Annotated in this window: 18 protein-coding genes; 15 read left to right on the top strand and 3 right to left on the bottom strand. The window is 60.6% G+C overall.

The genetic code is table 11. The features are described 5' to 3' along the window. Positions 1–41: 41 nt before the first annotated feature. Complete coding sequence (locus J2X53_RS05260; RefSeq protein WP_349036426.1) at positions 42–833, top strand: ion transporter; 792 nt, start codon at positions 42–44, stop codon at positions 831–833. A 67-nt stretch (positions 834–900) separates the two neighbouring features. After that, positions 901–1398, top strand: coding sequence for a L,D-transpeptidase family protein (locus J2X53_RS05255; protein ID WP_349036425.1), 498 nt, complete (start codon positions 901–903; stop codon positions 1396–1398). Between the two features lie 15 nt (positions 1399–1413). Here the strand turns inward: J2X53_RS05255 and J2X53_RS05250 are convergent, their stop codons facing one another. After that, on the bottom strand, positions 1414–1929 hold the full coding sequence (locus tag J2X53_RS05250) for a CAP domain-containing protein (protein WP_349036424.1): 516 nt from the start codon (positions 1927–1929) through the stop codon (positions 1414–1416). A gap of 177 nt (positions 1930–2106) precedes the next feature. On the opposite strand from J2X53_RS05250, the gene J2X53_RS05245 reads away from it, so the two are divergent. Both J2X53_RS05245 and J2X53_RS05240 read left to right on the top strand, forming a co-directional pair. Then, entirely contained in the window at positions 2107–2712 is a 606-nt protein-coding gene (locus tag J2X53_RS05245) for a L,D-transpeptidase (protein ID WP_349036423.1), read from the top strand. A 147-nt stretch (positions 2713–2859) separates the two neighbouring features. Then, complete coding sequence (locus tag J2X53_RS05240) at positions 2860–3039, top strand: hypothetical protein (RefSeq protein ID WP_118151421.1); 180 nt, start codon at positions 2860–2862, stop codon at positions 3037–3039. 96 nt (positions 3040–3135) lie between these two features. On the opposite strand, the gene hemH is transcribed toward J2X53_RS05240, so the two are convergent. After that, a complete protein-coding gene (gene hemH, locus J2X53_RS05235) occupies positions 3136–4236 on the bottom strand; it encodes a ferrochelatase (RefSeq protein WP_349036422.1) in 1101 nt (366 codons plus the stop codon). Between the two features lie 59 nt (positions 4237–4295). Then, positions 4296–5114, bottom strand: coding sequence for an SAM-dependent methyltransferase (locus tag J2X53_RS05230; RefSeq protein WP_349036421.1), 819 nt, complete (start codon positions 5112–5114; stop codon positions 4296–4298). A gap of 24 nt (positions 5115–5138) precedes the next feature. Here J2X53_RS05230 and J2X53_RS05225 point away from each other — a divergent pair, with 24 nt between their 5' ends. From J2X53_RS05225 to nusA, 11 genes are all read left to right on the top strand, one after another. Continuing rightward, positions 5139–5864 (top strand): double zinc ribbon domain-containing protein, encoded by a 726-nt coding sequence (locus J2X53_RS05225; protein WP_349036847.1) that lies wholly within the window; start codon positions 5139–5141, stop codon positions 5862–5864. 45 nt (positions 5865–5909) lie between these two features. Then, positions 5910–6167, top strand: coding sequence for a glutaredoxin 3 (gene grxC, locus J2X53_RS05220; protein ID WP_349036420.1), 258 nt, complete (start codon positions 5910–5912; stop codon positions 6165–6167). Then, positions 6167–6997: a carbon-nitrogen hydrolase family protein gene (locus J2X53_RS05215; RefSeq protein WP_349036419.1), complete on the top strand. Its 831-nt coding sequence runs from the start codon at positions 6167–6169 to the stop codon at positions 6995–6997. Before grxC ends, J2X53_RS05215 begins: the two co-directional genes overlap by 1 nt. Further along, positions 6994–7443 (top strand): MarR family transcriptional regulator, encoded by a 450-nt coding sequence (locus tag J2X53_RS05210; RefSeq protein WP_349036418.1) that lies wholly within the window; start codon positions 6994–6996, stop codon positions 7441–7443. Before J2X53_RS05215 ends, J2X53_RS05210 begins: the two co-directional genes overlap by 4 nt. Positions 7444–7485: 42 nt before the next feature. Then, positions 7486–8118 (top strand): sugar transferase, encoded by a 633-nt coding sequence (locus tag J2X53_RS05205; RefSeq protein ID WP_349036417.1) that lies wholly within the window; start codon positions 7486–7488, stop codon positions 8116–8118. Between the two features lie 175 nt (positions 8119–8293). Beyond that, positions 8294–10141, top strand: a complete 1848-nt coding sequence (locus tag J2X53_RS05200) for a nucleoside-diphosphate sugar epimerase/dehydratase (RefSeq protein WP_349036846.1) — start codon at positions 8294–8296, stop codon at positions 10139–10141. 120 nt (positions 10142–10261) lie between these two features. After that, the gene (locus J2X53_RS05195) at positions 10262–12388 is read left to right on the top strand and encodes a YjbH domain-containing protein (protein WP_349036416.1); all 2127 of its coding nucleotides are present in this window, start codon (positions 10262–10264) and stop codon (positions 12386–12388) included. Positions 12389–12414: 26 nt separating this feature from the next. Next, positions 12415–13068, top strand: coding sequence for a YjbF family lipoprotein (locus J2X53_RS05190; RefSeq protein WP_349036415.1), 654 nt, complete (start codon positions 12415–12417; stop codon positions 13066–13068). Between the two features lie 119 nt (positions 13069–13187). Continuing rightward, on the top strand, positions 13188–13439 hold the full coding sequence (locus tag J2X53_RS05185; RefSeq protein ID WP_349036414.1) for a hypothetical protein: 252 nt from the start codon (positions 13188–13190) through the stop codon (positions 13437–13439). A 193-nt stretch (positions 13440–13632) separates the two neighbouring features. Further along, the gene (rimP, locus tag J2X53_RS05180) at positions 13633–14238 is read left to right on the top strand and encodes a ribosome maturation factor RimP (RefSeq protein ID WP_118151397.1); all 606 of its coding nucleotides are present in this window, start codon (positions 13633–13635) and stop codon (positions 14236–14238) included. Between the two features lie 16 nt (positions 14239–14254). After that, a complete protein-coding gene (nusA, locus tag J2X53_RS05175; protein ID WP_349036413.1) occupies positions 14255–15871 on the top strand; it encodes a transcription termination factor NusA in 1617 nt (538 codons plus the stop codon). Positions 15872–15886: the final 15 nt, after the last annotated feature.

Genomic DNA, 15886 nt, shown 5'->3' with positions numbered 1-15886 from the left:
CATAGTTGGACCGGCCAAAGCCCGGCCCCGATCAGGAGAAGATGATGACGCGCGCAAGTGTAGGTGAGTGGCTGGACCGACCGCTGGTCAGGAATGCCATCATCGGGGTGATCCTGTTCAACGCGGTGATCCTGGGGCTTGAAACATCGTCTTCGGTGATGGCGCGGATGGGCGGCGTGATCCTGTTTCTGGACAAGGTCTGCCTTGCGATCTTTGTGGCCGAGATTGCCGCGAAACTTTACGCGCAGGGTCTGCGCTATTTCCGCAATGGCTGGAACCTGTTTGACTTTGTGATCGTGGGTATCGCGCTGGTGCCTGCCGGGCAGGGGCTGTCTGTGCTGCGGGCGCTGCGGATCTTGCGGGTGCTGCGCGTGATCTCGGTCGCGCCAAGCCTGCGGCGCGTGGTGGAGGGGTTCATCACCGCGCTGCCCGGCATGGGGTCGGTGTTCCTGCTGATGGCGATCATCTTCTACATCGGCTCGGTGATGGCGACCAAGCTGTTTGGCGCGGCGTTCCCCGAGTGGTTCGGCGATCTGGGCAATTCGGCCTATACGCTGTTTCAGATCATGACGCTGGAAAGCTGGTCGATGGGCATCGTCCGTCCGGTGATGGATGCGTTTCCGCAGGCGTGGATGTTCTTTGTGCCCTTCATCATGGTCACTACGTTTGCGGTGGTGAACCTGCTGGTCGGTCTGATCGTGAACTCGATGCAGGATGCGCATTCCGCCGAGGACAATCTGAAGACCGACGCCTACCGCGACGAGGTGCTGGCGCGTCTGGTGGCGATCGAGGCCCGTCTGGCCAAAGGCGATGACACACCCGTGAGCAGGTGACCGGCCAAACCCGCTAGGCAGGACCGGCAAAGTTCGGTATGCGGGCATAAAAAAGCGGGGCAGGCAGATGCGGTTTCTTCGGGTATTGGTGCTGTTGGCGTTGGCCTTTGGGCTGGCAGCCTGTGGCAACAAAAGTAAGTTCAAAACCTACAATGGCCCGGAGGTGACCTCGGTTCAGGTCCACAAGGGCGCGCGGAAAATGTATCTGCTGCACCACGAAAAGGTGCTGAAATCCTACGATATCGCCCTTGGCTTTGCGCCGGTGGGCCATAAGCAATTTGAAGGCGACGGGCGGACGCCGGAAGGCACCTACATCATCGACCGCCGCAATCCGAATTCCGAATTCCACCTGTCGATCGGCATCTCATACCCAAATCAGGCCGATCGTGAATATGCAAAGTCACTGGGCAAATCTCCGGGGGGAGACATCTTCATTCACGGCGCGCCAAATCGGAAAGTGTCGCGCCGGGACTGGACCGCCGGCTGCATTGCCGTGACCGACAAAGAGATGGAACGCATCTATGCCATGGTCAAAAATGGCACGCCGATCCAGATCCTGCGTTGAGACGGTACCGGGGGATCAACCCCCGGTGACGAGGCACCACCAGATCTTGCCATTCGGCTCCTGATACCAGGAAAAACCGATGTCGCGGGCCGAAGGGTCCAGAATGATGGCGCGGGTTTCGGGCTGTTTCATCCAGGCTGCCAGCGTCACCAGCTCGGTCTCGAAGGTTTCGGAAATCAGCTCGCCCTTGAGGCTGGCCGTGTAGCCGACACGCTGCACCCGGGTCAGCGGCGATGAGCCGTCAGAGCCAAAGTGCCAGGGCCGGTTCTGCACCGACATGTCACGTGCATGGGTCGCGGCGGCGGCGTTCAGCGCGGCGTTGAACGCCAGAGGCTGGGCGTTCTGGGCGCCGCGCAGGGCGTTGACCGAATCAAGCAGCCGGAACGAAACCTCGTTCTCGGTGCCGGGGGCAATCTTGTAGACCTGCGGCAGAGGTTGCCCGCTGGCATCGAGAGGCACTGCGGCAGTCTGCTGGACACATGCCGAAAGAAGCCCAACTGCGCCGAGGGTCAGGACCAGGCGTCTGTTCATCGTGAATTCCGATCGTTCCGGCCCGAAGGCACCATGTTTCCTGCGCTGTGTAACGAAACCGCTCTGGTATTTCAAACCCAACTCTGCGTGACCCTGCAGGTTGACAGCGGTTTGATTTGCGGGCCTTGGCCGATCGGAGTATGAAACCCGCAATAAATCAACCTCAGGAGACCTCGTATGAGTGTCGAAGATCGGACAAGACTGAACCGCCGGGCGTTTCTGGGAACAGCTGCTGCAGGGTTGGGTGCAGGCCTGAGCCCCGCCTTTGCGATGAACGGATCGACAGAAATGGACGCAAGTGTTGCAGCCGGAAGTGTCCGGAACAACGTGTCCAGTTTTCGGATGCTGCGCTGGCAGGACTATTTTGACAATACCCGTAACGGCGCGATTCTGGTCGATCTGACCTCACGCGCGCTGCATTACTGGTCAGACGATCAGGCCACCTACCGGCTTTACCCAACGTCAGTTCCGCTGTCGGAAGATCTGACGCGCCGGGGCCGGACGGAAGTGGTGCAGAAGGTGGTTGCCCCAAGCTGGCGGCCAACCCCGTCGATGAAAGAACGCAACCCGGAATGGCCGGATGTTGTCGAAGGCGGGTCGCCCGATAACCCATTGGGATCACACGCGCTTTACCTGTCCTGGACATATTACCGGATCCACGGCACGCATGATACGCGCAAGATCGGTCGTCGGTCATCCAATGGATGTGTCGGGCTTTATAATGAACACATCTCGGAACTGTTCGCGATGACAAAGGTTGGAACACAGGTGTTGCTAATTTGACGACAAGTCGGTGAAGCGAGGCCTGCTTCAACAAGCCAGATTGCAAATCCTGTGCTAAGCTGGTTATGAAGTCGATACGAGGTACAGTCTTGGGTGCATGCCGTCGCCTCTGCAACATTCGGCGGTATGCGATAACTGGAGGTTATTATGAAGAAACTTGCGCTCGCTGCCGCTCTGACGGTTGCTGCTTCCACCGCTTTCGCTGGTGGTATGGTCGAACCGGTTATGGAGCCGGTTGTTGTTGCTGCTGAGACATCGTCTTCGGCTGGTGGCATCGTTGTTCCGTTGCTGCTCCTGCTGATCATCGCAGCTGCTGCTTCGAACTGATCTCACGATCAATTCAAGGAAAAGGCGGTGGGTTCTCCCACCGCCTTTTTCTGTTTCTGAAGCCCGGCTGTGCCGGGCTTTTTTATGGTGGCTGCGTTAGCGCAGCCAACCTGACAGGTTCTCTGAAATCACAGCCATCAGTGCAGTGATATGCGCATCATCGTCGTTCAGGCATGGAATATAGGTAAAGCTTTCGCCACCTGCGTGTTCAAACGCTTCGCGGATCTCGCCGTTGATCTCTTCGAGCGTTTCAATGCAGTCGGCGGAAAAGGCCGGGGCCATGACGGCGATGTTCTTTTTGCCCTGTTTTGCCAGTTCGGCCACATGTTCTACCGTATAGGGCTTCAGCCATTCTTCGGGGCCAAAGACCGACTGGAAAGTGGTGTCGATCGACCCCTTGTCCCAGCCCAGACGCTCGCGCAGCAGGCGCGAGGTCTTGGCGCATTGGCAATGATAGGGGTCACCCTCCATCAGATAGCGTTTCGGCATGCCGTGGTAGCTGGCCACCAGCACATCGGGCTTTGCGTCCAGCGTGGCATAGACCCGCTCCACCGATTGCGCGAGCGCGTCGATGTAGAGCGGATGGTCAAAATACTCCGGCACGGTGCGGACCGACGGCTGGCGCTTTTCCTTCATCAGGGCACGGAAGAATTCGTCATTCGCGGTGGCCGATGTGGCGCCCGCGTAATGCGGATAAAGCGGGAAAAACAGGATCTTCTCGCACCCGGCCTCGACCATCGCGCGGACCTTTGAGGCTGTCGACGGGTTGCCATAGCGCATGCAGAAATCAACCATCACGCCTTCGCCGTATTGCGCGGCGACGCTTTCAGCCAGTTTGCGCGTCTGGTCCTTGGTGATGGTCAGCAGCGGGCTTTCGTTCCGATCGTGATTCCAGATCAGCTTGTAGTTGGCACCGGAAGAAAACGGGCGCTTGGTCAGGATTACCAGTTGTAGCAAGGGTTGCCACAACCAGCTGGAGTAATCGACGACGCGTTTGTCCGACAGAAACTCATTCAGGTAGCGACGCATCGACCAGTAGTCGTAATTGTCCGGCGTGCCGAGATTGGCCACCAGAACGCCGATCTTTGCTTGCCGCACCGGGGGGTGATCCGCCGGCGCATGGGTCAGGCGGCCCTGCCCGGGCTCAATGACAGAGGCCTGCGGGGCATGGGGCAGTCCGTGCTTGGCATCGAGCATCGCGTGGCATCCTTGGCTGATCAGAAGTTAAGCGGGACATATAGGCTTATGCGCGCGGGTCAACCTTCGCGCGGGACGGAAGGCAGCGGCATTTCCGCCGCATTCAGCGCATCGGCCAATCTTTGAGCCGCAGAGCCGGGTTTCAGCGGCTTTGGCTGGCTGGCGTCTGGCGCCCAGCCGGTCAGGCAGATGATTTCAAACGTGGCCGGGATCCGCCCTTCGGCATCGGCATATTGCGCCTGATAAATCTCGGCGGCGCGCAGCAGCACGGCGCGGCGGGTCGGGCGGCGCAGACGGGCCGCGAGTGCGTTCGCCTCGCCCATCAGGCGCAGGTCGCGCATCAGGTGCAGCGCGTCGCGGTAGCGCACGGTTTTGGTAAAGCTGTCGGCGACGGGCAGCGCAAACCCTGCACGCTGTAGCAGCCCGCCCAGATCGCGGATTTCCCCCATCGGCAGCACGCGCGGCGAGAGGCCGCCCGTCACCTCGGCCTCGGCCTCGGCCAGACAGGCGCGCAGCTCGTGCAGGGTCTGGCCGCCGAACATCAGGCCCAGAAACAGCCCATCCGGGCGCAGGGCGTGGCGGCATTGCACAAGCTGGCCGACCGGATCATTGGCCCAGTGCAGGCACAGCGCATGGATCACCAGATCATGCGCGCCGGGAGCAAGCGAGAGCAGGTCGTCATCGGCCACAACTGTGCCGATATCCCGCCAGATAGCGGGAAAACCCGTGACAACAGCTGGCGACGTAAACCTTCTGTTAACCTCGATCAGTCTTTCCTGAACTTCGGCATGCGCCTCGTCGTGCAAAAAGAACTCGGTAGCCCGGGTGCGGTTGCGCAACAGGGCGGGGCGGTCGGTCAGGATGGGTGGCGTCTGCATGGCGCGGAAGATGGGGGGATGACGGTGGGAATGCAAGCGGCCCTGCTGCACATGGTCTATCCGCCGCAATGCGTGGCATGCGATGCAATGGTTTCCACCGATTTCGGGTTGTGTGGTGCGTGCTGGCGCGAGACGCCGTTTGTCACCGGGCTGGTCTGTGACACATGCGGTGTCCCCCTGCCCGGGCAGGACCCCGGCCATCCGGTGCATTGCGATGAATGCCTGACCATTGCCCGCCCCTGGTCTCGCGGGCGGGCGGCGATGCTGTACCGCGACCGGGCACGGAGCATGGTTTTGCAGCTGAAACACGCCGACCGGATTGATCTGGCGCGGCCTGCGGGCGGTTGGTTGATGCGGGCGGCGCAGCCGATCCTGCAACCGGATATGCTGATCGCTCCGGTGCCGCTGCACTGGCTGCGGTTGTTGCGGCGGCGCTACAACCAGTCTGCCCTGCTGTCAGCGCAGCTGGCGCGGCTGTCGGGACTGGCGCATTGCCCTGACCTTTTGCAACGCCAGCGGAACACCCAGAGTCAGGAGGGCAGGACTCGCGACGGGCGCTTTGCCAATCTGGCCGAGAGTATCCGCGTGCATCCGCGTCGCAGGGGGCTGGTTGACGGGCGGCATGTCTTGCTGGTCGATGATGTGATGACATCGGGCGCCACGCTGGCGGCTGCGGCAGAGGCGTGCCTTGCGACAGGGGCCGCCGACATCTCGGTTCTGGTGCTGTGTCGCGTTGCGAAGGAGGGTTAAATCCGTATAGTCCGCCGCAACGCCACGATCTGCGCAGGAAGTGCCATGAAGCCCGTCGAAATCTACACCACGCCCTATTGCCCCTATTGCATCGCTGCCAAGCGATTGCTGGACAAAAAGGGTGTGGCCTATGCCGAAACCGATGTCAGCCGTGACCCCGCTTTGCGTCAGGCAATGACCCTGCGGGCGGGTGGGTCGCGCACGGTGCCGCAGATTTTCATCGGTGGGCAGCATGTCGGCGGCAGTGATGATCTGCATGCGCTGGATCATCGCGGCGCGCTTGATCCGCTTTTGGCCGATTGATGCGCGCGGCACTGGTGCAACTGACGGTCAGCGATGACCCGGCCACGAACCTGGCTGAGACGCTTGCACTGGTGCGGGCGGCGGCGGCGGGCGGCGGCGGTTTCGTGCTGACGCCGGAATGCACCAATGCGCTGTCGTCCAGTCGCGACCATCAGCACGCGGTGTTTCATCTGGAGGCGGATGACCCGACGCTTGCCGCTTTGCGGGCCGAAGCAAACGCTCTGGGCATCTGGCTGCTGATCGGCTCGCTGGGGTTAAAGACCACCGATCCGGATGGCCGCTTTGCCAACCGCTCGTTTCTGGTGGGGCCAGATGGCGGCGTGGTGGCGCGCTATGACAAGATCCACATGTTTGATGTGACCGTGTCAGAGACGGAGTCTTACCGCGAATCGGCAGGCTATCGTCCTGGGGCGCAGGCCGTGGTGGCGGAAACACCCTTTGGCCGCGTGGGACTGTCGGTCTGCTATGATGTGCGGTTTCCCTATCTGTACCGCGCTCTGGCGCAGGCGGGGGCCGATATTCTGACGGTTCCGGCCGCGTTCAACCACATCACCGGCGCGGCGCACTGGGAGGTGCTGCTGCGTGCGCGGGCGATTGAGACCGGGTGCTTCGTGCTGGCCCCGGCGCAGACAGGTTTTCATCCTGAAGCGGCGGGCAAAGGGCGGCAGACGCACGGGCATTCGCTGGCAATCGCACCCTGGGGCGAGGTGCTGGCCGATGGTGGTGATCAGCCGGGCGTGGTTTTCGCCGATCTTGATCTGTCGCGGGTGGCTTTGGCGCGGGCGCGGGTGCCGTCGCTGACCCATGACCGGGAGTTCACCGCGCCATGAGCGAGAAAGAGCGCGTCGAGGAAATCGCGGTGGCGCTGTTCGGCGAACTGTTCATGGCCGATCAACTGGCACGCAACCGGATTTCCAAGGTGCTGCCAAAGGGGATGGAGCTGTCGCATTTCGGCGTATTGAACCATCTCGCGCGGCTGAATGAGGAACGCACGCCGGCGCAGCTTGCCCGGTCGTTCCATGTGACGCGGGGGGCAATGACCAATACCTTGGCCAAGCTGGAATGGGCGGGTCACGTGCACATCCGCCCCGACTGGGATGATGCACGGCGCAAGTTCGTGGCGATCAGCCCTTCGGGTCGGGCTGCACGGGATGCGGCGGTGCAGGCGGTCGCCCCGTTGATCGCAGAGGTGGTGCAGGCGTTGGGGGCAGAGCGGGTCCGGGCACTGGTGCCCGTGTTGCGGGAAATGCGGACGCGGCTGGAAGCCGATGGCTGAAACGCGTCGCCCGATGATGTCTGGTGCAGACGGGGTCCGCGCATGACTCCGACAAAACGCCTGTTCGACATTGCGGGCGCCCTGTTTCTGGGCGTGCTGCTGGCGCTGCCATTCGGGCTGTTGCTGATCTATCTGCTGCTGCGCGAAGGCCGCCCGGTTTTTTACGTCTCGGAACGGATGCATGCGCCGGGACGGCCATTCCTGCTGTGGAAGCTGCGGACAATGCGGGTGGTGGAGGCAGATTCGGGCGTCTCGGGCGGCGACAAGGCAGATCGCGTGACACCGATGGGAAAATGGCTACGCAAATACCGCGCCGATGAAATTCCACAGCTGTGGAACGTCCTGAAAGGCGACATGAGCTTTGTAGGGCCAAGACCGCCCTTGCGCAGCTATGTCGAGCGTTTCCCCGATATTTATGCCCGGGTGCTGACTGCAAGGCCAGGTGTGACGGGGCTTGCGACGCTGCATTTCCACAGGCGCGAAGAGCAGCTTTTGCGCGCGTGCGTCACGGCCGAGCAGACGGATGAGGTTTATGTCCGGCGCTGCATCCCCAGAAAGGCGCATCTGGATGAGATTTACAGCAAACGCCGGAATATTTGCACAGATGTTAAGCTTATGGTCGATACCGTGCGTGGCGTGACCCGCCGTGAACGGAAAGGCGTAAAGGTTGATTGATGTTGTGGTTCGGTCTATGCAGCACCCATTCAACAGAGAATTGTTCCAGCCTTCGCCTTGTGAGATAGTTATTGAATCCCCGGAGTAGTCAGATTTGACGAAAAGAACATCAAGGTTTTTGCTTTGGTTTGTCGGGCGTCTGTCCCGGCATCAGAAGCAGGCGATTTTGTTGAGCGTGGATATCGTTCTGGCCCCGCTCTCGCTTCTGGCCTGCTTTTACCTTTTGTACCCGGCGGCCATTGCCTCTGACATGGCCAGCAGGGGCGTCTATGGCTTTCTGGTGGTGACATTGTGTACCGCCGGCGGCTCGCCGTTACTGGGCATTCCGCTGATCAAGCTTAAGGCGTATGAGGCGGTTGGCGCGATCAAGACCGGACTTCTGGCCTTGTTTGCGGCGCTGGGGCTCTGGCTGGCAAAAATCTATACCGGGTTTTCCCTGCCTGTCGCGGGTATACCGCTGTTTCTGTTGATCTTTGTGCTTTCGATGGTGCTGACGCGATTTGCGCTGCTCAGTCTGTTGCTGTCGGTTTTGCGCCAGGGGCAAGTCCGGCGCAACGTCGTGATCTACGGCGCAGGCAGCACCGGAACGATGCTGGCCTCTGCGCTGCGCTCGCATGAAAGCATTCATGTGGTGGCCTTTGTCGATGACAGCACGTCGGTTCAGGGGATGACCCTGATGGGGCTGAAGGTCTATCCGGCCAACCAGCTGGAGCGTATCGTGACCCGCTATGATGTGGAGCGTGTGCTGCTGGCCATGCCTTCAGCGTCGATGGCGCGGCAGGCGGCGATTGCGCGTGATCTGGTGTCGCGGGGCCTTGATGTGCACGCGCTGCCATCCTTTGCCCAACTGGTCGGGACCGAGGTGATTCTCGATACGCTGGCGCCAGTGTCGCCCGGCGTGTTTCTGGGGCGTGATCCGGTCAACGATCTGCGGCCCGAGGCGAGTGACGCCTATGGTGGCAAAAGCATTCTGGTGACCGGGGCAGGCGGCTCGGTCGGGTCTGAATTGTGCCGTCAGCTGATTCGCTACCGGCCCGCCCGGATCGTGTTGTTCGAAGTCAGCGAAATTGCACTTTACACGATTGAGCGCGAAATGGCGGACCGTGTCGATGCCGAGGGGATCAGTTTTGTCCCCGTTCTTGGCACTGTGACCGAATCGCGTCAGGTCCGGGCAGTTCTGGCTGAGTACAAGGTGGATGTGATCCTGCATGCCGCTGCCTACAAGCATGTGCCTCTGGTTGAGGCGAATCCGATTGCCGGTCTGGTCAACAACGTGCTGGGCACGCGGACACTGGCCGAAGCCGCGCTGGAAGAGGGCGTAAAGCGGTTCATTCTGATCTCGACTGACAAGGCCGTGCGCCCGACCAACGTGATGGGCGCGTCAAAGCGGATGGCGGAGTTTGTCGTGCAGGATATGGCACGACGCTCGACCAGCACCGATTTTTCGATTGTGCGGTTTGGCAATGTTCTGGGCAGTTCCGGCTCTGTCGTGCCGCTGTTCCGCGAACAGATCAAAAAGGGCGGGCCGGTCACGCTGACGCACGAAGATGTGACCCGCTACTTCATGACCATTTCGGAGGCTGCGTGTCTGGTGCTTATCGCCGGCGGGCTTTCGATGTCACGCGGCCCGCATGAGGGTGACCTGTTTGTGCTCGACATGGGGCAGCCGATCAGGATCCGGGATCTTGCCGAACGGATGATCAAGGCCGCCGGATACACGGTCAAATCGCCCGAAAATCCTGACGGCCATATCGAGGTGTCGGTCATAGGCCTGCGCCCCGGTGAAAAGCTGCACGAAGAGCTGTTGATTCAGCCCGGAATGCTGACCACGCCGCATGAAAAAATCCTGCGGGTGCAAGAGCGTGGCCTGACAAGCATGGAAATGACCTCGGCCTTGCGCGAATTGCGCAACGCGGTTGCGGTCGGCAATGCACCCGCAGCCCGTCAGGTCATCGAGGCCTATGTCGAAGGCTATGGCAGCTCTGAAACATCGGCCATCCGTCGGGAACGGATCGGCGCCTGAACGTGCAGCTTTGCACCATATCCAAAGCAAAGTATGCTCTGCCATTGTGACGGCATGCAGCTTGTATATGCTACCTTGAACTTGCGTAAAGAGGACGACAGCCGGATGATCAGGCCAAAGATGTCAACGGCACTTGCGACACTGGTGTCAATCGGTGTCTTGGGGGCGGGTCCTGCCCGGCCAGAAACCCGCCCGACCCTGAACATGTATGGGGCGACCGGCCTGATCGACATGCCTTCGGCTGAGATGCAGCCGGATGGAATTCTGACGGGCACCAGCAGCCATTTTGGTCCCATCAGCCGCTCGACACTCAGCTTTCAGATCACGCCGCGTCTTTCGGGCAGCTTTCGCTATCAGGGTGTGCGCGACTGGAACAAGCGCTTTTGCCCGCCGAATTGCGGTGGGGTGAACCAGTTCGACACCTATTTCGACCGCTCCTTTGACCTGCGCTATCAGATCTTGGATGAGGGGCGCTATATGCCTGCCGTCGTCATCGGGCTGCAGGATTTCGCGGGGACCGGTGTGATCGCAGGCGAGTATGTTGTTGCGACCAAACATGTGACCCCGGATTTAAAGGTAACAGCCGGTCTGGGCTGGGGTCGGCTGGGCAGCCACAAATCCATCGGCAGCCCGTTTGGCGACCGCCCCTCGCTTGAGGTTGGTACGGGTGGCAGCTTTAACTTTGACCAATGGTTCCGCGGCCCTGCAGCCCCCTTTGCCGGGATAGAGTGGCAGATCAACGACAAGTGGACGGCCAAGGCCGAATATTCGTCGGATGCTTACCGCGAAGAGGCTGGCAAGCGTGGCACCTTTGACAAGCGTAGCCCTCTGAACTTCGGGATCGAGTATCAGGCAAGTTCGCGGGTGCGTGTTGGCGTTTATTCGATGTATGGCTCTGAGGTGGGGGTGAACTTGTCGTTCACGGCCAACCCGAAGCAGCCGATGACCCCCTACGCCTATACGGCCCCGCTGCCGGTAAAGGTGCGGCCGCCCAGAGGATCGTCGCCGGAGGCGTGGTCAGCGTCATGGGTGTCACAAAGTGATGCGCCCGAATTGCTGGCCGGCAACATTGGTCGCCAGCTTGAACCAGACGGGATCAAGGTTCAGTCGTTGCGCGTGGATGCAACGACCGCTGAATTGCGCATCATTGATGGCAAATTTGATTCGCGCCCGAACGCGATCGGGCGGGCGGCGCGGGCGATGGCCTTCATGCTTCCCGCCTCTGTCGAAGAGTTCCGCATCATTCCGATGGTCAAGGGCCAGCCCACGGTTGCAGTGACCATCCGGCGTTCCGATCTTGAGCGGCTGGAGCCGGAACCCAACGCATCCGAGGCGTCCTGGTCGGTGGTCAGCATAGATGACGCTGCGCGTTATCCTGCGCCGCCTCCGGTGGACGATCTTTACCCCCGGCTTTCATGGAGTGTCGGGCCCTATTTCCGGACCAGTTACTTCGACCCGGATAACCCATTCCGGGCTGAGACCGGTCTGCGGGCGAGCGCCCAGTTTGAGATAACACCCGGCCTGGAAATCGCAGGGTCGGTTCGCAAACGGGTCGTTGGGAATCTTGATGACCCACGGCCTGCATCCAATTCGGTCTTGCCGCGCGTGCGGACGGATTACCCTTTGTATGACAGGGACGGTGACCCTGCGCTGGAGTATCTGACCGTGGCAAAGTTCGCGCGTCCGGCGGCCAATCTGTATGCGCGCGGAACGATTGGCTATCTGGAGCCGATGTTCGCGGGGGTATCAGGGGAACTGCTCTGGAAGCGACCGGATTCGCGCTATGCACTCGGCGTCGAGGTGAACTATGCCAAGCAACGCGCGACGGATATGCGGTTCGGGCTTCAGGATTACGATGTTCTGACCGGGCATGTTTCTGCCTATGCGGATCTGGGCAAGGGATATAGCGCACAGCTGGATGTCGGACGCTATCTTGCGGGCGATGTTGGTGCCACGTTGAGCCTTGATCGCGAATTTGGCAATGGCTGGCGGGTCGGAGCGTTTGCGACCAAGACAAATGTATCGGCAGAGGAGTTTGGCGAAGGCTCTTTTGACAAGGGAATCCGGGTCACCATTCCGTTGACATGGATCACCGGGCAGCCCAGCCAAACCCGCTACAACGCTGTGCTGCGCCCTACAACGCGCGACGGCGGGGCGCGGCTGGATGTTCGGGATCGCCTGTACGACGTGCTGAAACAAGACGATGCCATAACCTATGGCGAACAGTGGGGAAGGTTCTGGAAATGACGTATCTCCGGATACTTCCCGTTGTGATGGCCCTTCTGCTGGCCGCCTGTTCCTCGGCGGATCGCGGCACTGAGGGTCAGGGCGTGGTCTTGGCCCGACTCGTTAAGGATCAGGTGGTGCAGCGCAGGGCGGCCGCTGCCGCCGCGCCCAACACGGCGGTTCTTTTGACGCGCGCCCAACTGGCCGGGATCGACGATTCGTTGATCCGGGCCCGCGTTGAGAACACCAACCAGTTTACCCTGTTGTATGTGGCACAAACAAATGGGCCGTCGCAGATCTGGTACTCGCCTGACAAGGCCAGCATCACGATGCGATCGGGGTTGGTGACGCAGACGCATGGGCTGGGGGCGGATGTTTACTCGGTCTCGGCGCCGCAAATGTTGAACGTGCTGGAAGGCCGTGGTGCCCCTGGCCCGTCAAAGCGAACACACCGGCTGATGGACGGCGGGAACAGCCTTTCTTTGGTTACCTATGACTGCACGATTTCCGACCTGGGTGCCGAGAGCCTTGTTGTGCTGGAGCGCAAGTTCACGGCCCGGCACTTTCGCGAAGTTTGCGCCAACGAATCAGATCGTTTCACCAATGACTATTGGCGCGACGCGTCGGGGGTGATGCGGGCGTCGCGTCAGCGGGTCAGCGCAGAATTCGGCTATATCTTTACAGAGCGGCTGATAGATTAGGCATATCGGCAACATATTGCGGCGTTGCGCGTGCCAGGGCCGGATTGAGAGACATAGAGGGTTGCCAGACCTGATGTGGAGGGCTAAATTTGGATTTAACTTATACTAGGATGGTGATCATGAAAAATATCGCTTTTACGCTTTCTGCTTTGGCTCTTTCGGCTGCACTCGCAGGATCTGCTTCGGCTCAGGTTACGGCTACGGGTCAGGCGACATCTATGCCGCAGGGCCTTCAAGGTCTGGTCGGTGGCGCGGGCGGTCTGACCGCTGGCGCGATCGTGACCATGACGGTTATCGGCGCCCTGCTTGTTATCACGGTTGTGAATAACGATGGTTCAACCACAACCACGACAACTGCCTTCAAGCAGTAATCGTTCTGAGCACATGGATCGCGGCGGACTTTTGAGTCCGCCGTTTTTCATTGCGTGACATCCGTTGTGCCCTTGCATTGCGGGCCGGTGTGTCATATTGATTTTTCATCGTGTCGGGGTCCAAACCCGAGACACCCGAGCTAAGTTTACGGGCCTGGCGGCCCGTTTTTCATTTTTGGATACCTTCCTGGCCATGACCGATCTTATTGCCAAAACCGCCATCGACCGCCGCCTTGCCGGCATCATCGGCCCCGTGATTGAGGGGCTGGGATTTGAACTGGTGCGCGTGCGCCTGATGGGCGGCAAGACGCGCATTCTGCAGATCATGGCAGACCGTCCGGATGGCGGGATCGTGGTCGAAGACTGCGCGACCATCTCGACCGCCGTGTCGGCGGTGCTGGATGTCGAAGACCCGGTCGAGGACAACTATGTGCTTGAGGTCTCGTCGCCCGGCATTGACCGCCCGCTGACGCGTCTCAAGGATTTCGAGATGTGGAAGGGCTGGGAAGCCCGGATCGAAACGACCGAACTGATCGACGGCCGCCGCCGCTTCAAGGGCACGCTGGCCGGGGTCGAGGATGAGGAAGTCCTGGTCCAGATCGAGGAACACGGCGAAGAGGTGACCATCGGGCTGCGGTTCGACTGGCTGTCTGATGCCAAGCTGATGCTGACCGATGATCTGATCGCTGAAATGCTGCGCCAGAAAAAGGCAAGCGGCACATTCGACGAAGCGGATTTCGACGAGATTGAGCAATCCGAAGGCGAGGAAGAAGACCCCGCCGAAGAAACCAAACACTAAGACCGGGAGTTGACCGATGGCGATTACCTCTGCCAACCAGCTTGAACTTCTCCAGACCGCCGAAGCGGTGGCCCGTGAGAAGATGATCGACCCGGATCTGGTGATCCAGGCGATGGAAGAAACGCTCGCCCGTGCCGCCAAGTCGCGCTACGGGTCTGAGCTTGATATCCGCGTAAACATCGACCGCAAGACCGGCCGCGCCACCTTTGCCCGGGTGCGGACCGTGATGGAAGATGATCTGATCGAGAATCACCACGCCCAGCTGACCGTCAAGCAGGCCAAGAACTACCTCGCCGATCCGCAGATCGGTGATGAGGTCATCGACGAGGTTCCCCCGGTCGATCTGGGCCGAATCGCGGCGCAGTCCGGCAAGCAGGTGCTGCTGCAGCGCGTGCGCGAAGCCGAGCGGGATCGTCAGTTTGAGGAATTCCGCGACCGCAAGGGCACGATCATCAACGGCGTGGTCAAGCGCGAAGAGTATGGCAACGTCATCGTCGACGTGGGCCGTGGCGAAGGCATCCTGCGCCGGAACGAAAAGATTGGCCGCGAAGCGTATCGCATCGGCGACCGTATCCGCTGCTTTATCAAGGATGTGCGCCGCGAAGCGCGCGGCCCGCAGGTTTTCCTGTCGCGGACCGACCCGCAGTTCATGGCCGAATTGTTCAAGATGGAAGTGCCTGAAATCTATGACGGCATCATCGAGATCAAGGCCGTGGCCCGTGACCCCGGTTCGCGCGCCAAGATTGCCGTGATTTCCTATGACAACTCGATTGACCCGGTCGGTGCCTGCGTCGGTATGCGCGGCAGCCGGGTTCAGGCCGTGGTCAACGAGCTGCAAGGCGAGAAGATCGACATCATTCCGTGGAATCAGGATCAGGCGACCTTCCTGGTGAACGCGCTGCAACCGGCGGAAGTGTCGAAAGTTGTGATCGACGAAGAGGCCGGCAAGATCGAAGTCGTCGTGCCCGATGAACAGCTGTCGCTGGCGATCGGTCGCCGGGGTCAGAACGTGCGTCTTGCCAGCCAGTTGACCGGGCTCGACATCGACATTATGACCGAGGCCGAGGAATCGTCGCGCCGTCAGGCCGAATTCGCCGAGCGCACCAAGCTGTTCATGGATACGCTGGATGTGGACGAGATGATGGCCCAGCTTCTGGTTTCCGAAGGATTCGGCAATCTGGAAGAAGTGGCCTATGTCGAGGCTGACGAACTGCTGTCCATCGACGGGTTCGACGAAGGCACCGCAGCCGAATTGCAGGCCCGCGCCCGCGATTATCTGGAAGAGCAGGCCCGCAAGGCGCTGGAAAACGCCCGCAGCATGGGTGTCGAAGAGAGCCTGATCAACTTTGAGGGTCTGACCCCGCAGATGCTGGAAGCGCTTGCCAAGGACGGCATCAAGACGCTGGAAGACTTTGCAACCTGCGCCGACTGGGAGCTTGCGGGCGGCTGGACCACCGAAAACGGACAACGCAAAAAGGACGACGGTATTCTGGAGACCTTCGACGTCAGCCTGGAAGAAGCTCAGACCATGGTCATGACGGCACGCGTCATGCTTGGCTGGGTGGACCCGACCGAAATGGAACCGGCAGCCGATGACGCTGACGACTCCGAGCCCGAGGAGGCCGGGGCCTGATCTCAGGCCTCGGAG

It is taken from the genome of Pseudotabrizicola sp. 4114, from assembly GCF_031457365.1.
Classification (GTDB): Bacteria; Pseudomonadota; Alphaproteobacteria; order Rhodobacterales; family Rhodobacteraceae; genus Pseudotabrizicola.
The sequence above is the reverse complement of the archived record's forward strand: the minus strand, read 5'-3'. Positions and strand labels throughout refer to the sequence as shown.